This is a genomic window from Rhodococcus sp. BUPNP1, from assembly GCF_002215235.1.
Taxonomy (GTDB): Bacteria; Actinomycetota; Actinomycetes; order Mycobacteriales; family Mycobacteriaceae; genus Rhodococcus.
In genome coordinates this window covers 1-15,276 of sequence record NZ_NERM01000015.1, presented here as the reverse complement: position 1 = coordinate 15,276, position 15,276 = coordinate 1, and the positions used below count along the sequence as shown (strand labels likewise).

Genomic DNA, 15,276 nt, shown 5'->3' with positions numbered 1-15,276 from the left:
GCTAAGATAGTGACCTGTAAGACATTGGAGGGATCGTCATGAACGAACCGATCGCCCGACTGCGGCGCCTACGCTCCGTCGAGCTCCGCACCCACGCCGCCGCCGAATCCACCGACTTCTACTCCCAGGTCTGGGGCCTGCGCGTCGTCGAACAGGGCCGCGAAGGCGCGTGGCTGCGCGGCACCGGCGACCAGCACCACGCCCTGCAGCTCACCAAGGCCGAGCGGAACGGGCTGGGCCGCATCAGCTTCGCCGTTTCCACTCCCGCCGAGGTCGACGAGGCCGCACGCCGGGTCGTCACCCGCGGCATCCCCGTCGTCTTCGGCCCCGGACCCCTGGACGACGTCGGTGGCGGCTACGGACTGCGCATCGTCGACCCCGAGGGACGCGTCCTCGAGCTCGTCGCCGACACCCTCGCCGTCCCGGCCCTCGGTCGTGAGGACGCCGTCCCGGTCGGTGTCACCCACGTCGTGCTCAACACCGTCGACATCGACGCCGCCGTCCGCTTCTACTGCGACGTGCTCGGCATGCGGGTCTCCGACTGGTCCGAACACCAGATGGCCTTCCTGCGCTGCAACTCCGATCACCACAGCATCGCCTTCAACCAGGCGCAGTGGACGTCGGTCAACCACGTCGCCTACGAGATGCCCACCGTCGACCACTTCATGCGCGGCATCGGCCGGCTGCGCCACCTCGGCCAACTGCCCTTGTGGGGGCCGGGCAAGCACGGACCCGGCGACAACACCTTCTCCTATTTCGCCGACCCCGCCGGCCTGGTGTGCGAATACACCTCCGGCATCGCGCAGGTCGACGAGGACCGCTGGCTGTGCCGGGTGTGGCGCCGCGTCCCGGAACTGTCCGACCTGTGGGGCACCGCCGGACCACCCTCGCGTCAGGTGCGTGAGCACATGGCCGGCATCCCCGACCCCGGTGCCTTCGAACGCTACGACCTCGAGCAGGCGTCATGATCCACGTCGCCGACTACGGCACCGGACCGGCCGTGCTGATGCTGCACGGCATCGGCGGCAGCTCCGACAGCTTCGCCCCGCAGTTCTCCGGGCTCGGTGACTCCCTGCGCATCCTGGCCTGGGACGCGCCCGGTTTCGGCCACAGCGACGACACCGACCGCCCGTTCGACCTCGACGACTACGCCGACGCCGCCGCCGACGTCATCCGCGCACACTGCGGCGACGACGGCGCCCATGTCCTCGGCATGTCGTGGGGAGGCGTCGTCGCGACCCGGCTGGTCCTGCGCCACCCGGGCCTCGTGCGCAGCCTGATCCTCGGAGACTCCACCGTCGGTTCAGGCACCGACGCCGACACCGCCTCGGCGATGCGGTCCCGGGCCGCCGACCTCGCAGCGAACGGCCCCGCCGACTTCGCTGCCCGGCGCGCACCGCGCCTGCTCTCACCCGAGGCACCCGACGACCTCGTCGACCGTGCAACGGACATCATGGTCGGCTCGGTCCGGCTACCCGGCTACGGCCACGCCGCCGAGTCGATGGCCGCGACCGACCACACCGGCGACCTCGCGAACATCGACGTCCCCACTCTCGTGTTGTGCGGGGACGCCGACACCGTCACCGGTGTCCCCGCGAGTCAAGTACTCGCCGGCGGCATCCCCGGCGCGGTCTTCGTGACCCTCCGCGGCGCCGGGCACCTCGCCAACCAGGAACGCCCCGACGCCTTCAACGCGTGGACCGAATCCTTCGTCCACATCACCGAACGCCTGCGCGAACACACCCCCGCGCACGTCTGACCCACCCGCATCGATTCCGGAACGGAGCATCACCATGGCACTCGACTACACCACCTCGGACCTGAAGGAATTCACCGACTCGCTCATCCTCACCCGTGGCACCCGCCACGAGGACTGGGACACCCTCGGATTCCAGGCCAAGGCCGGCGACCGATTCCGCCGCGCCCAGATCCGCTACGTCGGCTCCGGCGCCACCGGCAACCACGAGAACGACAGCCGCACCATCCCGTCGCGCGGCTTCACCTTCTCCAACATGCTGCTGCCCGCCGGTGCCGAAGGCCCCGAGCACACCCACCACGACGCCGAGGAAGCGTTCTTCGTCCTCGAAGGCGAGGTCGAGGTCGGCATCCACCGCGACGGCGTCGTCGAGAAGCGCACCCTCGGCTACCGCGACATGATCGTCGTCCCCGCCGGGGTGCCGCGCAGCCTGAAGAACACCGGCACCACCGACGCCCTGTTCTGCGTCATCATCGGCACGCAGAAGCCGCAGGTCCCGACCTACCCGGAGACCTCCGCCGTCTTCGGCATCTCCCGGGACTGAGTGTGGGCACCCTCGACGACCGCACGATCGTCGTCACCGGAGCGGCGCGCGGCCTCGGACTGGCCATCGCGCGGCGCCTCGGCGACGCCGGCGCCGCCGTCTGGATCGCCGACATCAACCCCCACGGTGAGGACGCCGCCGCGAAACTGCGCGCCGACGGCATCTCCGCGCGGTTCGTACACGTCGACCTCGCCGACGCCGACTCCGTCGACACCTTCGCTGCGCAGGTCACCGCCGACCGACCGATCTACGGACTGGTCAACAACGCCGCGCTCGCCGACGGCGTCGGCGGCAAGGCCGTGCACGAACTGGCCGTCGAGGACTGGGACCGGGTACTGAACGTGAACCTGCGGGGCACCTTCCTCGTCAGCCGCGCCCTCGTCCCATCGATCCTCGACTACGCCGAGCAGCACGGCACCGGCCGGGTCGTTGCCATCGGTTCCGACGCTGCGCTGTACGGATCGCCGCGCCTGACGCACTACATCGCCTCCAAGGGCGGAGTGTCGGCGCTGACCCGCACGATGGCCCGCGACCTCGGCCCGTACGGGGTCACCGTCAACACCGTCTCACCCGGCCTGACGGAAAGCGAATCGGCACAGTTCGTTCCGCAGCACCGGCACGATCTGTACCGGTTGAACCGGGCGTTGACCCGGCCGCAGCAACCCGCCGATCTCGTCGGCGCCGTCGCCTTCCTCATGGGCGACGAGGCGTCGTACATCACCGGGCAGGAACTGGTCGTCGACGGCGGCTTCGTCCTGCACTGATCTTTCAGTCCTGCACTGATTCCCACGGAAGGACCGGGTCGTGGACCTGCTTCTGAACAACCGCACCTACCTCGTCACCGGCGGCAGCTCGGGTATCGGCCTCGCGACCGTCACCATGCTGCTCGCGGAAGGTGCCAATGTCGTCACCTGCGCCCGCGACCTCGAGCGACTGAACACCGCGCTCGATGCGTTGCCCGGCCGCGACCGGGTGCACGCCGCGGCCTGCGACGTCCGCGACCCCGCCGCGGTGGCGGCCCTCGTCCAGGGCGGATACGAGCGGTTCGGCGGACTCGACGGCCTGGTCAACAACGCCGGCAACTCGCGGATGAAGCCCCGCGCCGAGACCACCCTCGACGACTGGCGCGACGAGTTCGACCGGAAGTTCTCGAGCGTGCTCAACACCGTCGACGCGGCGCTGCCGCTGCTGCGCAAGTCGGATGCGGCGTCGATCGTCAACATCTCTGCGGTGCTCGCGCGTCAGCCCGAGACCCGGCTGGTCACCACCAGCGCCGCACGGGCCGGACTGTTGAACCTGAGCAAGTCGCTGTCGCTGGAACTGGCCGGTGACGGGATCCGCGTCAATTCGGTCGCCCTCGGTCTCGTGGATACGGGGCAGTGGCGTCGCCGCTATGAGAACTCCGGCTACGCCGGGAGTTTCGACGAGTGGGAGGCCGAGATCGCCGCCGACCGCGGTATCGGACTCGGACGCTTCGGCACCGCCGACGAGGTGGCCTTCCACATCGTCGGCCTGCTCTCACCTCGCTCGTCGTACGTGACGGGCACCAGCATCGACGTGTGCGGCGGTGTCGCGCGCTATGTCTGAAAGGAATGTCATGACCGCACGCTCGGGTAACGGTGGGGATCTGCTGGTCCAGGTGCTGCGCGAGGCCGGTGTCGACACCGTCTTCGGCATCGTCAGCGTGCACAACCAGCCGCTGGTGGAAGCGGTGAGCCGCCACCTGCGGTTCGTGCCCGTGCGGCACGAGGCGACCGCCGTCAACGCTGCCGACGGATACGCCCGTGCCACCGGAGGACTCGGCTGTGCCCTCACCAGCACCGGCACCGGGGCCGGCAACGCCGCCGGATCTCTCATCGAATCCCTCAGTGCCGGAACGTCGGTGCTCCATGTGACGGGACAGATCGAGTCGCGCTTCCTCGGCTCGGGACGCGGGTTCATCCACGAGACGAAGGACCAGCTCGGCATGCTCGAGGCGGTCTCGGCTCACGCCGCGACGATCCTCGACACCGGCAGTGCCGGAAAAGTACTGCGCGAAGCCGTCGCCCACGCGTTGTCGACGCCCGGTGGGCCGGCCAGCATCGAATGGCCGATCGACCTGCAGTACGCAGACGACTACACCCTCGAACCGGCACCGGTGACGCTCGGGACGCCGCGCAGCGCGGACCGCATCCAGGTGGAGGCGGCGCTCGCTGCGATCGCGCAGGCTCGGCGACCGGTGATCTGGGCGGGCGGCGGAGCAGCGCGGGCAGGGGACGCGCTGACCGCCGTCGTCGACCGTTGGGGTGTGCCGCTGCTGACCAGCAACTCCGGTCGCGGCGCCGTGCCGGAGAGTCATCCGCTGTGCATCGGCAACTACGGCTCCTCGCCGCTCGGCCGGGCACTGCTCGCCGACGCCGACCTCGTGGTCTCGCTGGGCACCCACTTCCGCTCCAACGAGACCGGCGACTATTCGATCCCGATGCCTCCGCGGCACGTGCAGGTGGACCTGGATCCGGCCGCGCCCGGCCGCGTGTTCGCCGCGGATCTGCCGGTCGTCGGCGAGGTCGGTGAATTCCTCGCGGCAGCACTGGAATTCGATGGACTCGGCGATGTCGTCGAGGCGGCGTGGACGGAACGTGCGCGCGAAACCCGCGAGCGTGTGCGGGAGAATCAGCGCACCGGTCTCGGTGACCACGCGGTCTTGTGCGACGCGGTGCGCGCCGTGCTGCCCGACGATGCCGTCATAGCCCGGGACGTGACGATCGCGTCGAGTTCGTGGGGCAACCGACTCCTGCCCGTCTACGACCCGCGTAGCAACATCTTCCCGCGCGGCGGCGGCATCGGGCAGGGCCTCGGCATGGCGATCGGCGCGGCGCTGTCCGACGAGACCCGGCCGACCCTGGCGCTCGTCGGAGACGGGGGACTGGCGGTGCACCTCGGTGAGGTCCTGACGATGGCGCAGGAGAAGCCGTGGCTGGTGCTGCTCGTCTGTAACGACGGCGGCTACGGGGTGCTGCGCAACATGCAGACCGGCTCGGGGCAACGGCCGTACGCCGTCGACCTGACCACCCCGGACTTCGCGCTGCTCGCGAGGGCCATCGGGGTCGAATACCGCCGCATCGGATCGGCGGGGGAGGCGCACCCGGTGCTCGACGGCGCGGTGTCGTTGCAGGCCCCGGTGATCGTCGAGGTCGACCTGGCCTCGTACGGGGAGATGCCGGCGCCGTTCACACCGCCGGTGACGGTCCCGGGCACGTAGCCGAGCCGGAAGAGAAATCTCGGCTCGACTGTGGCGCGAGTCATATCTTAGCGCTAAGATAATGAGCACTGAATCAATTACTCGGAGGGTGATCATGACTGCTGAGACCGTCGACCTCATGGTCCGTCAGATGCGGGTCGAATCCACCGGAGTCCTCTCGCTCCGCCTGGAGCGACCCGACGGAGCCGCCGTGGACCACTGGACCCCCGGCGCCCACCTCGACCTGCACCTCGGCGGTGGTCACATCCGGCAGTATTCCCTGTGCGGCGACCCCGACGACAAGACCGGCTACCGCGTCGCCGTACTGCACGAGAAGGCCGGCCGCGGCGGATCCCGTCGTGTCCACGAAACCATCCGGCCGGGCGATGTCGTCACCGTCAGCGCCCCGCGCAACAACTTCGAACTGCTGTCCTCGCCGCGCTACATCTTCCTCGCCGGCGGCATCGGCATCACCCCCATCCTCGCGATGGTCCGCGAAGCCGACCGCGCCGGCGCCGACTGGGAGCTGCACTACGGCGGCCGCTCGAAGGAGACGATGGCCTTCCTCGACGAGCTCGCCCCCTACGGCGACCGGGTGCACCTCGTCGCCGAGGACGCCGACGGAATGCTCGACCTGCCGTCGATCCTCGGCGACGCCCGGCCCGACACCCTCGTCTACGCCTGCGGGCCCGACGGGCTGCTCACCGCCGTCGAGTCGTTCGCGGACCGCTGGCCGGCCGAGACCATCCGGCTCGAACGGTTCAAGGCAAAAGAACGCGAGACCGACCCTTCCGCCGACGCGTCGTTCACGGTGGTGTGCGAACGCTCCGGAATCTCCGCCACCGTCGCGCCCGAGAAGACCGTCCTCGACACCCTCGAAGAAGCCGGTGTGGACGTACCGAACTCGTGCCGCGAAGGAATCTGCGGCACGTGCGAGACCCGCGTCCTGTGCGGGACCCCCGACCACCGCGACTCCCTGCTCTCGGCCGCCGAACAGGAGTCCGGCGCCACCATGATGATCTGTGTCTCCCGCGCCCGCTCCGCCGAGCTGGTGCTGGATCTGTAGAAAGGACCTCCCGATGGATCGGTACCTGGTGATCAATCAGGCCCGCACGGCCGACCCCACCCCCTACGAGATCAAACTCGCCAAGGCCATCGAAGCCGTCTTCGGATCCGGCGTCCACGACCTCGACGGACTCGTCCGCGGACTCAACGCCTCCGGTATCCACGCGCCCGACGCGCAGGAATGGACCGCCGAATCGTTCACCGCCGAGATGCGCCGGATCGGAGCCTGACCATGGTCAATCGACTGCACCGCACCCTCACCGCCGACGAGATCTTCGCGACCGGCATGCGCAACCAGTGGCACGCCGTGTGCCCCTCCGACTTCGTCGAACGCGGCAGCATCCGCAAGCTGCGCCGGCTGGGGGAGGACTGGGTCCTCTACCGCGGCTCCGACGGCACCGTCCGCATGCTCGCAGACCGATGCCCGCACCGCGGCGCACCGCTCTCGCAGGGTGTGCACCTCGGCGACCGCATCGCCTGCAAATACCACGGCGTCGAGGTCGACGGCACCGGCACCGTCGCGAAGGTTCCGGGTATGCCCGGCTGCAACCTCGAAGGCAAGAAGCTGGTGACTTCCCTGCCCGTGCGCGAGGTGGGCGGCGCGATCCTCGCGTGGTTCGGCACCGACCCCGACGTCGAACCCGCACCGCTGGATCTTCCGGACCCGCTTGTGGACGAGGATGTCTCGGCCTTCCTCTGCTACGCCGAATGGGAAGCACCGTGGCGGTTCGCCCTCGAGAACCTGCTCGACCCCATGCACGGTGCGTTCCTGCACCACGAATCGCACTCGATGTTCGGTGGCGAGACCTCCGCGCGGTTCCGTATCCGCGAGACCGATCGCGGATTCTTCTTCGAGAAGACCGATCAGCGCGGCGTCAACTTCGACTGGGTCGAGTACTGCCGCACCGGCGTCGACTGGGTGGACCTCGAAATCCCGTATCCGCCCACGGCCGGCCCGGGCGGACCGTTCGGGATCGTCGGCATGGGCACCCCCATCGACGCCGAGACCACAGCGGTGTTCTTCTGGCGTTACCGCCGGGTGCAGGGCTGGGAACGCGACGTGTGGCGATTCCTGTACCGCACGGTGCTCGAGGAGCGTCACTGGGAGGTCCTCGAACAGGACCGCATCATGCTCGAGGGCATGGCCCCCGACGCCGATCAGGCCGAGAACCTCTACCAGCACGACCTCGGGGTGATGCGCCTGCGTCGCCTGTACCGTTCCCGCGCCGACGAACTCGCCAAGGAGATGGCCGGCTGACGAACGGAAGAGCGGCGGAGACTTCGGTCTCCGCCGCTCTCGCGTATGTGGGGTGTGTGATCCGTCGGCATGCAACGGTATCGACGATCCGTGGTCAGCTGCCCTGGTGCCGGACGAGGGAGTGCTCGAGCTTGCGCAGCAACTGCACGAGTTCGGCCTGATCGTTCTTCGACAGCTCGGCGAGCATGCGCGTCTCGTTCTCGAAGTGCGCGACAGCGATCTCGTCTATGAGTTTCTTTCCGGCAGGAGTGAGTTCGGCGTACACGATGCGCCGATCCTCCGCGTCGCGTTCGCGCCGCACCAGTCCGGCCTTCTCGAGTCGGTCGATGCGCAGCGTGATCCCGCCGGTGGTGACCAGTGAACTCTCCGCGAGCTGACCCGAGGTCATGCGGTACGGCTTTCCGGCGCGGCGCAGTGCGGCCAGAACGTCGAACGAGGCCATGTTGATGCCGTATTCGTCGAAGACGCGGCCGATCGCGCTCTGATACCGCAGATATGTGCGGTGGAGGCGTCCGAGCACTTCGAGGGGAGTGACGTCCAGTCCGGGCCACTCGCGGGCCCACTGGTCGACGATGTCGTCGACGGCGTCACGGTCGGGAACCCTGTCGCGCCCCACGTTGCCCTCCTCGTGCTGTCGGAAATATCCGGGGCTCAGTGGTTGAGCGCCAAGACATCCTTCACGATACGGGCAACGCGGGGCGCGTGGGGAGTTCGGGTCTCAGCGCGTCGCGGTGGCGATCGCGTCGATCTCGACGGTTGCACCGTAGGGCAGGGCGCTGACCTCGACGAAGGTGCGGGCCGGTCGCGGCTCGGCGAACAGTCGCTCGAACTGGCGGTTCGCCTCCTCGCGCAGCGACAGGTCGGTGACGTAGTAGGTGAGCTTGGCGACGTCCTCGAGCTTGCCGCCGACCACGGCGAGCCGGTCGGTCATGCGGTCGATCGCGGCGTCGAGGGCTTCGTCGCGTCCCTCGACCGCCACGCCTTCGGGGTCGACGGACAGGGCGCCGGAGACGAAGACGAGATCGCCGGCGACGAAGGCAGGGCTGTAGGGATGGTGGGCGCTGACGGTGGTCAGGGACATCGTGATCACTCCTGGTTGCGGGACACGGTGCCATTTATCTTAGCGCTAAGGTAAGTGTGGTGCCAGGGCCGGATCATCCCTCGAACGAGGCGGTATCGGAATCCGTCGCGGACGTCAGCCCAGCGCGCCGACACCCTTACCGATCAGTGTCACGCCGATGACCAGCACCAGCACGCTCATCACCGCAGTGTTGTGGGCGCGCAACCAGGATTCGAGCTTGTCCAAGGGGCCGCGCAGGCGGTCGGCCGCCAGCAGATAGCCCAGTACCGGCAGCACCACGGTGGACGCCGCGAGAATCGCGAACACCGCGATGGACACGACGGTGCCGCCGCTCGTCAGATCGGCACCACCGATCGCGACACCGGCCGCGGCACACATGATCAGATTCTTCGGGTTGATCGCAGCGAGCGCGAAACCCAGCCCGGCGCTCTTGGCGACGGTCATATGATCGATCGTCTTCATCCATGCCGGAGTGTCGTGTTCGGCGCGACGATTGCGCCACTGACGGAGACCGACGACCAGCAACAGCACACCCAGGACGATCTCGATCGTTGCCCTCGATGTCGACGGATCGTCCTGCGAATCGGTGACGACCCCGCCCAGAAGAGCGAACACCACCGTGGCGACGACGATGCCGACCAGCCAACCGCCCGCGAATCCGAGGCTGGTGGTTCTCGCCCGGTCGGAGAGCAGCATGAGGATGGTCGCGATGATCGGAACGGGGGAGACCGCCACACCGACGGCCAGCGGAAGCAGTTGTCCCAGTACCGCGCCCATCGATGCTCCTGTCGTTGGAAGCAGACGCCCGTATTGTGCTCCCCCCGGACACGGAATTCGTGCAGAACGACGGTTCGGGGCGGATTCATCCGGCGCAGTCGACCTCGAGTCGAATCGAGGTCACAGTGGGGATCGATGAGATCGGCGAGTTGCACCGGTCTGTCCGAGTAACGCCCGATCCGCGCCACCGACGCGGACGGGAACGAACCTCGATCGCGAAGGAGCCGATCATGGGACAGGCACACCACATCACAAGGACCACCGAGGACGTGATCGACCGGTTCGACCGGGCGTTCCGCTACTCGAAGACCGCACCGACCGTCGCTGCACCGGAAGGTTGAGCAACGGTGACCACCGTCAGTGCCAACGGGGTCGATCTGGGCATCGAGTCCTTCGGCGACGCGGACGCACCACTCGTCCTGCTCGTCGGCGGGACGACGATGCTCTCGTGGCCCGACCAGCTGTGCGAGCGGCTCGCAGCGGATGGGCGTCGTGTCGTGCGGTACGACCTGCGGGATTGCGGGGAGTCGACGACGAAGGACCCGGACGCCCCCGGCTACACCCTGCGCGACCTCGCCGACGACGCGGCAGCCCTCGTCGACGCGCTCGATGGCAGGCCGGCGCATCTAGCGGGCATCGGTGTCGGCGGGATGGTCGCCCAGGTCGCTGCGCTCGACCATCCCGCCACGTTCCGGGCCCTGACTCTGGTCGGGACGCGTCTGGTCGCCCCGGGCCCGTGCGACCGCGACCTTCCCGATCACGACACAGCGACGATGAAGCGCATGTTCGCACTTCCGATGCCCGAGTGGGCCGATCGCACGGCCGTGGCAGAATTCGCCGCTGCCCGCGCAGCAGTCCTCGGCGACGATCCGGACGCCGCGCGCCTGGTCGCCGAGCGCATCTGGGACCGCACCCCGAACGACCAACCGTCGGCCCACTCCGCGAATCAGCTCGGAATGGTCTTCGCCAGACTCGACTGCACGCCCCGTTGGCGAGAACGCTTGCCCGAGGTCGGCATCCCGGCCCTCGTCGTGCACGGTCGCCGGGATCCGTTCTTCCCCGTCGGCAACGGAGAAGCCATCGCACGCGAGATCCCGGGAGCGCGGTTGCTCGTCCTGGACGATGCCGGCACCGCGGTCCCTGTTGCGGCGGTCCACGAGATCGCCGAGGCGATGCTCACGTTGGACCGGTAGCCGCTCACGCCGACCAGGACCGCCAGCGCAGCCTGTCGATGGTGATCACCGGTCCCGGTGGTCGTTTCGCCTGGTACTGCGGGTACTTGCGGACGAGCGCGTCGATGCCCGTAGTTCCCTCGGCAGCGTCGGCGTCGTGGACCGTGGCGATGCCGTCGATGCGGACCCACCACAGCTGCGACCAGTCGTCGCTGTAGTGGTCGACGAGCACGCACACCCGCGGGTTCTCTGCGATGTCGGCGAGGCGACGTAGGCGCCGGGTGGATTTGGGTTTGTCGTCGACGCAGGTGTGGATCATGTCGCCGTCGAGGGCGAACACGATCGGAACGAGGTGCGGCTCGCCCGATCCGTCGGCGGTGGCGAGGCGGGCCACTCGGGCATCGGCGACCCTGCGACGGACATCCATGCGCCTCACGGTAACCCGACACGACCGCCTGCCCGGACACGGTGGTCCTGTCATCTCGATGTTCGGATGTCGCCGCCCGTGCCGAGTCGGTTCCGGAACGACGGCACAATCCACAGACCGAAGAACATGAGTGTCGCTACCGCGGCCGCAACGATCGCGACGGGCATGTTCACCACGACGCTGAAGATCAGCAGGACGACTCCGACAAGGGCAAGACCCAGAGCCGTGAGGCCGGCGATCGCCAGTCGTTGTCCGGTCGCGACGAGCGTGGACAGGGCATGCTGCCGGAAGAGGAGGCGGTGAAGTCCGACCGGCGCGACAAGCATGATCACCGCGGTTACGGACAGCGCAACGGTGGCGAGGTAGATGACTTCCTGGGCGTCCGACAGTCCCTCGAAGCGCTGCTGGAACGGCAGGGTGAGCAAGAATCCTGTCAGAAGCTGAACACCGGTCTGCACCACGCGCAGCTCCTGGAGGAGATTGCTCCAGTTGCGGTCGAGTCGCTGGGTCTCGGTTTCACCGCGCACCCGATAGTTCCACTCGGCGTCGTCCCGGTGGCCCGTGCCGTCCATGCTCCGCTCCCTGCTCCGGCGATACCCGTCGATCGTTGCCGCCACACCCGCCCGACGGGGAGGAGGCCGAGGCTCAGTGGCGACCCGGGAGATCGACCTCCGGCACCGTCTTGTCGGTGCGCAGGCCTCGCCAACTCGGATGCCGCAGGCTTCCGCCCGCGTACTCCCGGTACTCGACCTCGCCGACGAGGATGGGCTCCACCCAGTGAGCGCCGTGGGTCTCCCGTGCCGGCGGCGCAACCGCCAGCGGGGTCGTCGGTCGTTCCAAGGGACGCAGCTGCGATCGCAACTCACGTCGGGTCGCGGCGGTGAATCCCGTCCCGACCCGGCCGATGAACACCAACCGTTCCTCGTCGTCGTGCGCTCCGAGGAGCAGCGAACCGATACCGCCGGCAGCCTTGCCGGATCCGGGAAGCCACCCGACGACGACCACCTCGGTGTTCCGACGCAGCGGCGTCTTGATCCAGCCGTCGCTGCGGGTCCCGGGTAGATACGGTGCGTCCGGGTCCTTGGCGACGATTCCTTCGAGGCCGTGTTCGCGCGCGACCGTGAGCATGGTCGGTGCGTCGACATCGGTCCAGTAGGGCGACAGTTGAACCCGAGGTCCGGGGACGATCAGATCGTCGAGGACGGCCCGGCGCTCCAGATAGGACAACTCCGTCGTGGACTCTCCGTCGAGAGCGAGGACGTCGAACAGGTAGATCAGCACCGGTAGCTCGGCGCGTAGCTCCTCGGTGGGACGGTGGACGTGCATGCGGCGCTGCAACCGGGCGAAGGACGGCCGACCCTCGGAATCGAGGGTGACGATCTCACCGTCGACGATGCAGTCCCGGCCGCCCGTCGCGGTGGTGAGCGGGTGGGGGAGTTCGGGGAAGCTCCGGGTGATGTCGTTGCCGGTGCGGCTGGTCAGCCGGCACTGTCCGTCGGTTACCGTGGCGAGGGTGCGCTGGCCGTCCCATTTCATCTCGAACGCCCAGTTCCCGGTCGGCGGCGGACCGAGGGTCGCCAGCATCGGGGACAGTTCCGTCGTCGTGGAGGGCATGTCCCGAGTCTGCGGTACGGGGCCGGGACGGGACCGGTGAATGCGCGGTCTCGTCGCGTCGGTGCGTCCCTCGCGCCCCGACCCGGGCCGTGCGAGGCTGACGTCATGACGCGCGCTGCGACACAGCACATGACTCTCATCGCCGGAGGCACGTTCTGGATGGGGTCGGAGGATTTCTATCCGGAGGAGCGACCGGTCCACCAGGTGACGGTCGACGGGTTCTGGATGGACACGCACCCGGTGACCGTCGCCGAGTTCCGGCGCTTCGTGAAGGACACCGGATACGTCACCACCGCGGAGGTCGCGCCCGACCCCGCCGATTATCCCGGCGCCGATCCGTCCCTGCTCGTGCCCGGCTCGCTCGTGTTCACGCCTCCTCCGGGGCCGGTACCGCTCGACGACTACACGCGGTGGTGGTCGTTCGTCCCGGGTGCGGACTGGCGTCATCCCGAAGGGCCGGGGAGCACCGTCGGCGGGCGGGAACTCCATCCCGTCACCCACGTGTCGTGGTTCGATGCCCGCGCCTACGCCGAGTGGGCCGGCAAGGAACTGCCGACCGAGGCCGAATGGGAGTTCGCCGCCCGCGGCGGACTCGACCGCAAGGCCTTCACATGGGGCGACGAGCACGAACCGAAGGGCCGGCCCGGCGGGAACGTCTGGCAGGGCGAATTCCCGTGGCAGAACCTCGAAACGGACGGATTCGCCGGAACCTCACCTGTCGGACACTTCCGGCCGAACGGGTACGGTCTCCACGACATGGCGGGCAACGTGTGGGAGTGGACCGCCGACTACTACACCGCGAACCATGCTTCGAGCGGCAAGAACGTCGCGCCGGCGTCGTCGTGTTGCATCCCGACGAATCCCCGCGTGGACACGGCCGAACACGATCCGCGCGAAACGTATCCGCGCCGCGTCATCAAGGGCGGATCGCATCTGTGTGCCCCGAATTACTGTCTGCGGTACCGACCCGCGGCCCGCCAGGGTGACACCGAGGAGACCGCGACGTGCCATATCGGATTCCGCTGCATCATTCGCCCGTGAGACGGCAGGTTTCACCCTGGTCAGGGGTGTATGCGGCCCGATACCGGTGGTGTACTGGGAACGGATGGGGTGAAAAGAGGCATCCACCATGAGCCAGGATCTGCGTCCGGATCCGATCCCGGGCGGAGAAACTCTGCCGTTCCCACCGGTGCCGTCGGGAAGCATCGCAGGACGGACCATGCAGGAATCGGTCTACAGCCCACGCGCACAACACCGTCGCCTTCCCGACGACGCCCCGAACATCCTGGTCGTCCTCATCGACGACGCGGGCCCCGGTCTGCCGAGCGCATTCGGTGGCGAGGTGAGCACACCCACCCTCGACCGCCTGCTCGACGAAGGCATCAGCTACAACCGCTTCCACACCACGGCGATGTGCTCGCCGACCCGCGCATCGTTGTTGACCGGACGCAACCATCACCGTGTCGGAAACGGGCAGATCGCCGAACTCGCCAACGACTGGGACGGCTATTCCGGGCACATCCCGAAATCGAGCGCCACCGGAGCCGAGGTGCTGCGCCACTACGGTTACACCACAGCGGCTTTCGGCAAGTGGCACAACACTCCTGCGGAGGAGACCACCGCAGCGGGTCCCTTCGACAACTGGCCCACCGGAGTCGGTTTCGACTACTTCTACGGTTTTCTCGCCGGCGAGGCGTCGCAGTACGAGCCGAACCTCGTCCGCAACACCACCGTCGTCCTGCCCCCGAAGACTCCCGAGGAGGGCTACCACCTCAGTGAGGACCTCGCCGACGACGCGATCGGCTGGTTGCGCCGCCACAAGGCGCTCGATCCGTCCCGGCCGTTCTTCATGTACTGGGCCAGCGGGTGTCTGCACGGGCCGCACCACATCATGAAGCCGTGGGCCGACCGGTATGCGGGCAAGTTCGACGACGGATGGGACGCTTATCGCGAGCGCGTGTTCGAGCGGGCCAAGGAGAAGGGCTGGATCCCACCGGATGCCGAACTCACCGAGCGGCACCCCACCATGACGGCCTGGGACGACATCCCCGACGACGAGAAGCCCTTCCAGCGACGCCTCATGGAGGTCGCGGCCGGATACGCCGAACACTGCGACGTGCAGGTGGGGCGGTTGTTCGACGAACTCGACCGGCTGGGCTACCGCGAGAACACCCTGGTCTTCTACATCTGGGGCGACAACGGGTCGTCCGGTGAGGGCCAGAACGGCACCATCAGCGAACTGCTCGCGCAGAACGGGATCCCCACGACCACGGCCCAGCACATCGCGGCCCTCGACGAACTCGGCGGGCTCGACGTTCTCGGCTCCCCGAAGACGGACAACATGTATCACGCAGGGTGGGCG

At 68.3% G+C, this 15,276-nt stretch carries 18 protein-coding genes; 12 read left to right on the top strand and 6 right to left on the bottom strand.

The features are described 5' to 3' along the window. The first annotated feature begins 38 nt into the window (after positions 1 to 38). From B9C99_RS16275 to B9C99_RS16235, 9 genes are all read left to right on the top strand, one after another. Positions 39 to 968, top strand: coding sequence for a VOC family protein (locus B9C99_RS16275; RefSeq protein WP_088898582.1), 930 nt, complete (start codon positions 39 to 41; stop codon positions 966 to 968). Beyond that, entirely contained in the window at positions 965 to 1,759 is a 795-nt protein-coding gene (locus B9C99_RS16270) for an alpha/beta hydrolase (protein ID WP_088898581.1), read from the top strand. The genes B9C99_RS16275 and B9C99_RS16270 overlap by 4 nt, the downstream gene beginning before the upstream one ends. A 34-nt stretch (positions 1,760 to 1,793) precedes the next feature. Continuing rightward, a complete protein-coding gene (locus B9C99_RS16265) occupies positions 1,794 to 2,300 on the top strand; it encodes a cupin domain-containing protein (RefSeq protein ID WP_088898580.1) in 507 nt (168 codons plus the stop codon). Between the two features lie 2 nt (positions 2,301 to 2,302). Further along, complete coding sequence (locus tag B9C99_RS16260) at positions 2,303 to 3,064, top strand: 3-oxoacyl-ACP reductase family protein (protein ID WP_088898579.1); 762 nt, start codon at positions 2,303 to 2,305, stop codon at positions 3,062 to 3,064. A 40-nt stretch (positions 3,065 to 3,104) separates the two neighbouring features. Beyond that, entirely contained in the window at positions 3,105 to 3,887 is a 783-nt protein-coding gene (locus B9C99_RS16255; protein WP_088898578.1) for an SDR family oxidoreductase, read from the top strand. Then, positions 3,880 to 5,541 carry a thiamine pyrophosphate-binding protein gene (locus tag B9C99_RS16250; protein WP_088898577.1) on the top strand — a complete coding sequence of 554 codons (1,662 nt, stop codon included), beginning with the start codon at positions 3,880 to 3,882 and terminating at the stop codon, positions 5,539 to 5,541. The genes B9C99_RS16255 and B9C99_RS16250 overlap by 8 nt, the downstream gene beginning before the upstream one ends. A gap of 94 nt (positions 5,542 to 5,635) precedes the next feature. Beyond that, the gene (locus B9C99_RS16245; protein WP_037190276.1) at positions 5,636 to 6,586 is read left to right on the top strand and encodes a PDR/VanB family oxidoreductase; all 951 of its coding nucleotides are present in this window, start codon (positions 5,636 to 5,638) and stop codon (positions 6,584 to 6,586) included. Positions 6,587 to 6,599: 13 nt separating this feature from the next. Then, the gene (locus B9C99_RS16240) at positions 6,600 to 6,815 is read left to right on the top strand and encodes a recombinase-like helix-turn-helix domain-containing protein (RefSeq protein WP_016692238.1); all 216 of its coding nucleotides are present in this window, start codon (positions 6,600 to 6,602) and stop codon (positions 6,813 to 6,815) included. Between the two features lie 2 nt (positions 6,816 to 6,817). Further along, positions 6,818 to 7,843 carry an aromatic ring-hydroxylating dioxygenase subunit alpha gene (locus tag B9C99_RS16235; RefSeq protein WP_088898576.1) on the top strand — a complete coding sequence of 342 codons (1,026 nt, stop codon included), beginning with the start codon at positions 6,818 to 6,820 and terminating at the stop codon, positions 7,841 to 7,843. Between the two features lie 94 nt (positions 7,844 to 7,937). Here B9C99_RS16235 and B9C99_RS16230 read toward each other — a convergent pair whose 3' ends face one another. From B9C99_RS16230 to B9C99_RS16220, 3 genes are all read right to left on the bottom strand, one after another. After that, positions 7,938 to 8,459: a MarR family transcriptional regulator gene (locus B9C99_RS16230; protein ID WP_016692236.1), complete on the bottom strand. Its 522-nt coding sequence runs from the start codon at positions 8,457 to 8,459 to the stop codon at positions 7,938 to 7,940. A 102-nt stretch (positions 8,460 to 8,561) separates the two neighbouring features. Next, positions 8,562 to 8,924: a RidA family protein gene (locus B9C99_RS16225; protein WP_026061146.1), complete on the bottom strand. Its 363-nt coding sequence runs from the start codon at positions 8,922 to 8,924 to the stop codon at positions 8,562 to 8,564. A gap of 114 nt (positions 8,925 to 9,038) precedes the next feature. Continuing rightward, the gene (locus B9C99_RS16220) at positions 9,039 to 9,701 is read right to left on the bottom strand and encodes a GAP family protein (RefSeq protein ID WP_016692234.1); all 663 of its coding nucleotides are present in this window, start codon (positions 9,699 to 9,701) and stop codon (positions 9,039 to 9,041) included. A 347-nt stretch (positions 9,702 to 10,048) separates the two neighbouring features. Between B9C99_RS16220 and B9C99_RS16210 the strand changes: the two genes are divergently transcribed. After that, complete coding sequence (locus tag B9C99_RS16210; protein ID WP_016692232.1) at positions 10,049 to 10,894, top strand: alpha/beta hydrolase; 846 nt, start codon at positions 10,049 to 10,051, stop codon at positions 10,892 to 10,894. A 4-nt stretch (positions 10,895 to 10,898) separates the two neighbouring features. Here the strand turns inward: B9C99_RS16210 and B9C99_RS16205 are convergent, their stop codons facing one another. The 3 genes from B9C99_RS16205 to ligD form a co-directional block, all read right to left on the bottom strand. Then, complete coding sequence (locus tag B9C99_RS16205) at positions 10,899 to 11,300, bottom strand: TIGR03668 family PPOX class F420-dependent oxidoreductase (protein ID WP_026061145.1); 402 nt, start codon at positions 11,298 to 11,300, stop codon at positions 10,899 to 10,901. 50 nt (positions 11,301 to 11,350) lie between these two features. Beyond that, positions 11,351 to 11,872: a DUF6328 family protein gene (locus B9C99_RS16200; RefSeq protein WP_016692230.1), complete on the bottom strand. Its 522-nt coding sequence runs from the start codon at positions 11,870 to 11,872 to the stop codon at positions 11,351 to 11,353. Between the two features lie 73 nt (positions 11,873 to 11,945). Further along, positions 11,946 to 12,914 (bottom strand): non-homologous end-joining DNA ligase, encoded by a 969-nt coding sequence (gene ligD, locus B9C99_RS16195; protein WP_016692229.1) that lies wholly within the window; start codon positions 12,912 to 12,914, stop codon positions 11,946 to 11,948. A 105-nt stretch (positions 12,915 to 13,019) separates the two neighbouring features. On the opposite strand from ligD, the gene B9C99_RS16190 reads away from it, so the two are divergent. Beyond that, entirely contained in the window at positions 13,020 to 13,955 is a 936-nt protein-coding gene (locus B9C99_RS16190; RefSeq protein WP_016692228.1) for a formylglycine-generating enzyme family protein, read from the top strand. Between the two features lie 88 nt (positions 13,956 to 14,043). Further along, a partial coding sequence (locus tag B9C99_RS16185) for a sulfatase-like hydrolase/transferase (RefSeq protein WP_172414978.1) occupies positions 14,044 to 15,276 on the top strand: 1,233 nt, incomplete at its 3' end.